Origin of the sequence: Clostridium sp. ZBS2, assembly GCF_023845855.1 — a bacterium.
In the GTDB taxonomy this organism is placed as follows: domain Bacteria; phylum Bacillota; class Clostridia; order Clostridiales; family Clostridiaceae; genus Clostridium; species Clostridium aquiflavi.
The window spans coordinates 1-2,939 of sequence record NZ_JAMQIF010000003.1 but is presented as its reverse complement, the minus strand read 5'-3'; the positions used below and the strand labels follow the sequence as shown (position 1 = coordinate 2,939).

Sequence of the window (2,939 nt, the reverse complement as noted above, 5' to 3'; positions counted from 1 at the left end):
ACTCTGCTAAAACATAGCCTCATATTTATATATCAATTGAAAATTTATAAACTTCACTTTTAGGTATACCTCTATCTTTAGCAACACATTTAATTGCTTCTTTTTTGCTTATACCTTCATTTATATATTTTATTATATGATCTTGAATTGATAAATCAATCCATTCACTTTCTCTTTCTTGTTTTATTTCTTCAAGTTTTTTTCCTTCAAGTACAAGTACAAACTCTCCTCTAGGTTTATTTTCTGTAAAATAATTAATAGATTCTTCAACAGAGCCTCTAAATATTTGTTCATATAATTTTGTTAATTCTCTACAAACTGCAATTTGTCTATTTCCAAACGAGTCATATAAAAAAGATAACGTATCAATTAATCTATGAGGAGCTTCATAAAATATTAAAGTTTCTTGACTTTGAAGTAATTCTTCTTTTATTATATTNNATATTTCTTTCTTTATTTTCTCTAGGTAAAAAACCTCTAAAAATAAATTTAGTTGTATCTAATCCAGAATATACCAGAGCTGTTGTTATAGCTGTTGCACCAGGTAATACACTAAATTTTATTCCCTGTTCTATACATCTTCTTACTATAACGCTCCCCGGATCTGATATTCCTGGTGTTCCCGCATCAGATACTAAAGCTATACTTTGACCATTTAATAGTTTGTCGATAATTTCATTACTCTTATCCTTCTCATTAAATTTATGATAGCTCATTAATGTTTTCTTTATATCAAAGTGATTTAATAACTTTAAAGTCTGTCTAGTGTCTTCAGCTGCTATGATATCCACTTCTTTTAGTATTTCTAAAGCTCTTAATGTTATATCTTTTAAATTTCCTATTGGAGTTGGTACTAAATATAAATTTCCTACTTCCATTTTATATCCTCCCATATATTTTATCTATTTGCTTTGTATAAGATCCATCCTCATTGTGAACATATAAAGGAATATCCCATTTCAAATATGCTCCACCATCTCTTTGCCCTTCTACCAATACTATATTTGCTGCCTTACCAGGTTTAGGATATACCATTTTAACTCTTTTAGGCTCTATTTTATATTTTCTCATTAACGTAAATATATCTGCTAATCTCTCTGGTCTATGTACTATAAACATTCTGCCATTATCTTTTAGTAATACTTTAGATGCATAAATCACATCTTCTAGATTACATAAAACTTCATGCCTTGCAATAGCAAGTTTATCACTAGGATTTATAATTCCTGCATTATTTAACTTGTATGGTGGGTTTACAGTAACTACATCAAACTTATCCATTTTCTTTAAATACTCTATATTTTTTAAATCTTCCCTTATAAATATAACCTTATCTTCTAATGCATTTAATTTTACACTTTTCTCTGCCATATCAACCATCTCTTGTTGTATCTCTAATCCATAAATTTCTTTAGGACTATACTTTCCATATAACAAAAATGGTACTATCCCTGTACCTGTACATAAATCAATAACTCTATGTTTATTCTTAACATTTGCAAAATCAGATAATATTACGGCATCTACTCCAAATTTAAATCCATTAACCTTTTGTATTAATCGTAATCCCTTTAATTGTAAATCATCTATGACTTCATCTGTATCTAAATTAATTAAATTATTTTCAAGCATAGTTATCTTCCTTTATCCATATATTCTAAATAATTATAACTTATACATTTATTCTAAACAACTTAATATGATTTTAGTATTTTATTTTCTAGTTGTGTTTTAGCAAAGTGTCTATATATAATTAAGTCTTATAAATATAATTTCATATATTGTAGTTAACTTTAAATAGAACTAAATTTTATATACAACAAAATAAGGCTAGACAATTACATATCTAGCCTTATTTTAAATATTATATATTATAAAATTCTTCTAGCCGCATAGAATTTATATACTGATGATACTTTTACAACGTCTCCTGTTTGTGGTGCATGAATCATGCTACCTCCACCAACGTATATACCAACATGACCTGCATGAGTAAATACTAAATCACCTGGTTGTAATTGATCTTGTGATACAGGTACTCCTACCCCTATTTGTGAATAAGTAGTTCTTGTTATATCAACACCTGCCGCTTTTCTATACACATATTGAGTAAATCCTGAACAGTCAAAGTTGCTTGGACCTGTTGCTCCATATACATAAGCTTTTCCTAAATGATTATAAGCTTCATTTAATATAGCTTGAGCATTACCTGCTGATGGAACAGTAACATTTGTAGAACCTGAATTTCCTCTGCTTGGAGTATTACTTGAAGCTGCCGCTGATGCCGCTGCTGCTCTTTTAGCTTCTTCTTCTTGTTCTTTTTGTGANNTTTACTTCTTCTATAACTATTGGGCTCTTAAGTTGGCTATCTCTTAAATTTCTTAATTGAGAGATTGCAGATTTTAAATCACTAAGAGAACTGCTTGAACTATCTATCACATCTATTTGTGATTTAACAACATCTCTTTCCATTTGTGATAAATATTCTTCATCAAATTTCTTCTTTTCTTCTTTTGTCTTTCCAACTAATACTTCTTGATCTTTCTTTTTAACGTCTAATTCTGATAAGCTCACTTGAACTTCTGCATTAAGCTTGTCTNNGCTATTTCTTTTATAGCTTTCTTATCTCTACCTAAAATTCTACCTAATGATTCTGCTCTTGTAAAAAAGTCACTAGTAGATTCTGATTCAAATAAGAAGTTTAAATAACTGAACTCCATGTTTCCTGACATATATATAGCTTTAAGTCTTTCACCTAATGCTAAATCTAAATTAGTAATTTCCTCTTTACATTGTTCTATGTCTTTAGTTGTGTTATCAATTTGTGTATTAATATTCTTAACTTCTTTTTTATTATTAGTAACAGTTTGCTCTAAAGGCTCTATTTGAGCATCTAAATCATAAATTTTATCTTGAATTTCACTTATATTACGTTCTAT

At 28.5% G+C, this 2,939-nt stretch carries 1 protein-coding gene and 2 pseudogenes; all 3 read right to left on the bottom strand.

Features of this window, described 5'->3' with window-relative positions; genetic code table 11:
* Window positions 1-25 precede the first annotated feature (25 nt).
* Window positions 26-878, bottom strand: a pseudogene (gene rsmI / locus NG918_RS00540) (16S rRNA (cytidine(1402)-2'-O)-methyltransferase).
* Between the two features lies 1 nt (window position 879).
* On the bottom strand, window positions 880-1,632 hold the full coding sequence (locus NG918_RS00535) for a tRNA1(Val) (adenine(37)-N6)-methyltransferase (RefSeq protein ID WP_252223959.1): 753 nt from the start codon (window positions 1,630-1,632) through the stop codon (window positions 880-882).
* 239 nt (window positions 1,633-1,871) lie between these two features.
* Window positions 1,872-2,939, bottom strand: a pseudogene (locus NG918_RS00530) (C40 family peptidase); the annotation flags it as partial.

Excerpts from the sequence above, each read along its gene's own strand:
- NG918_RS00535 (WP_252223959.1), bottom strand. The coding sequence starts at position 1,632 with ATGCTTGAAAATAATTTAATTAATTTAGATACAGATGAAGTCATAGAT.